The organism is Sulfuricurvum sp. RIFOXYD12_FULL_44_77 (assembly GCF_001830725.1).
GTDB lineage: Bacteria > Campylobacterota > Campylobacteria > Campylobacterales > Sulfurimonadaceae > Sulfuricurvum > Sulfuricurvum kujiense_A.
This window is the reverse complement of sequence record NZ_MIBU01000192.1, coordinates 1-2,328: the sequence shown is the minus strand read 5'-3', so window position 1 is coordinate 2,328 and position 2,328 is coordinate 1. Positions and strand designations below refer to the sequence as shown.

The 2,328-nt window shown below is 42.5% G+C and carries 3 protein-coding genes; all 3 read left to right on the top strand.

Translation table 11 applies throughout. The features are described from left to right. Positions 1-356: dihydroneopterin aldolase (locus tag A2517_RS07330; RefSeq protein ID WP_294895611.1), on the top strand; the 356-nt coding region annotated here is incomplete at its 5' end. Positions 357-436: 80 nt separating this feature from the next. Further along, complete coding sequence (gene hsrA / locus A2517_RS07325) at positions 437-1,108, top strand: homeostatic response regulator transcription factor HsrA (protein ID WP_294895609.1); 672 nt, start codon at positions 437-439, stop codon at positions 1,106-1,108. Continuing rightward, a partial coding sequence (locus A2517_RS07320; protein WP_294895607.1) for a HAMP domain-containing sensor histidine kinase occupies positions 1,087-2,328 on the top strand: 1,242 nt, incomplete at its 3' end. The genes hsrA and A2517_RS07320, both read left to right, overlap by 22 nt.

Genomic DNA, 2,328 nt, shown 5'->3' with positions numbered 1-2,328 from the left:
CTTTTCAAAGGGGAAGAGAAACGGGTCGCATGACCATTCTTATCGAGAATCTCACCTTTGATACCGTTATCGGGATTCTTGACTATGAACGCACCACCCCTCAGAGGGTTCAAATCGACTGTACTATTGACTATTCTTATACATCCAACTTTTTCATTAATTACGCTGACGTTGCCCGAATAATTGAAGATACCATGAAAACGGAGAAGTTTGAATTGATCGAAACGGCACTCGAGGTACTCGGCGTTACGCTCAAAAAACATTTCCCCCTTATTGAAACCCTTTTACTTACCATCCGCAAACCTGATATTCTCCAAAATTGCACCGTTGGTGTTCAAAAAAATTTCATTTTTTAAAAAAAATTGAAAAAAAGATTAAAAAATTCTAAAACTGTGGTATCATTTCGGCAAAATTTCCGTATAAATGAGGAATCTGAATGCGTATTCTGATCATTGAAGATGAAGTAACCCTCAATAAAACCCTTGCAGAAGGGCTCAAAGAATTTGGTTACCAAAGCGACGTCGTCGAAACACTAAAAGACGGCGAGTATTATCTCGATATTCGTAACTATGACCTGATTTTGATGGACTGGATGCTACCGGATGGTAACAGCGTCGATATCATCCCAGACATCAAAAGCAACACCCCTAAAACTGTAGTTGTTGTTCTCTCGGCACGTGATGACAATGAAAGCGAAATTGAAGCCCTAAAAGCCGGTGCAGATGACTATATCCGCAAACCGTTCGATTTCGATGTTCTTGTTGCTCGTATTGAAGCACGTTTACGTTTCGGCGGTAGCAATATCATCGAAATTGATGATTTGACGATCAATCCTGAAGAGGAAAAGATCATCTATAAAGAAAAAGAGATTGAACTCAAAGGTAAACCGTTTGAAGTATTGACTCACCTTGCGCGTCACCGTGACCAAATCGTCTCTAAAGAGCAATTGCTCGATGCGATTTGGGAAGAGCCTGAGCTTGTTACACCAAACGTTATCGAGGTTGCGATCAACCAAATCCGCCAAAAAATGGATAAACCGCTCGGTATCACTACAATCGAAACCGTGCGCCGCCGAGGATACCGTTTTTGTTTTCCAAAAGAAGCATAAGACGACGCTTTCTCTTCCAACTTATTGTCGCTTCGGCGGCATTGGTTATCCTTTTTTCCTCCTTTTTATTCCTTTTTATCAAACAATCTATTTACGATGAGAAACAAGCCGAACTAATCGGTTATGCAGAAAACATCTCTTCCTACCGATCGCTTTTATCCGCACAGCAAAACAATACCGAAACATTGATGGGGCTTAACGTTGAGCTGATCACCCTGAATCCCGACGAAGAGCATCTTGATTTTTATGAAAAGACCCATAAAGATAAGACGACCTCCCTTGTCCTTATCTATCCGTTTGATTTTGAACGCTCTTCCTATCTCAAAGTAAGTCGCGATATCACACCCACCAAGCGGTTGCTCACAAAAATTATGAACTCAATTTATCTCATCAATGCCGTCGGGTTTGTTGTCATTATCCTCTATGCTATCGCCTTTTCAAAAATGTTGATCGCCCCAATCACTGCCCTCAGCCGCCGTCTTGCTAACATGAACGAGCACCTTATACGCCCCATCAAAGTCGAACAGCTCCCCGATGAGTTCGAACCTCTGGGTGAGACCCTTAATCGTCTTATCGCCCGCATCCAAAATTTTGTCAAATACCAAAAAGAGCTCTTTATCGGTGCGGCGCATGAGCTTAAAACCCCTCTCGCCGTCATCAAACTCAAAAATCAGGTTACCCTCATTAAAAAGCGAACCCCAGAGGAATATATCGAAGCGATCCGCATTACCAATCAAAGTGTTGATGAGATGAACAAAATCGTTGCCGACATTCTCAATATCGGTCGTCAAGAGGGAGCACAACTCGAAATTCCTGTCCAAACCGATATCATCCAGATTCTCAAGAAATGGGAAGGGGATTTTAAACTCTTGGCAAACAGTGAAAACAAAACGCTTGTAACCCATTTTGAGCCCGACGCCTTTAGTGCGGTATTACAGGTTACTTTGCTCAATCAAATTTTGCAGAATTTTTTACAAAATGCCCTTAAATTTACCCCTGAGGGGAAAACAATAACGTTTCAAAGCCGCCTCAACGGGGTCGGAATTGTAATTGAAGTGATTGACGAGGGGTGCGGTATCGATGAGAGTGTTGACCTCTTCGCTCCGTTCAAACGACAGGGGAACAAGTCAGGTGTCGGTTTGGGACTGTTTCTTGCTAAAAGTGCGGCAGAAGCTATCGGTGCCGTTATTACGCTAACCAATAGAGAAGATGGAATGGAC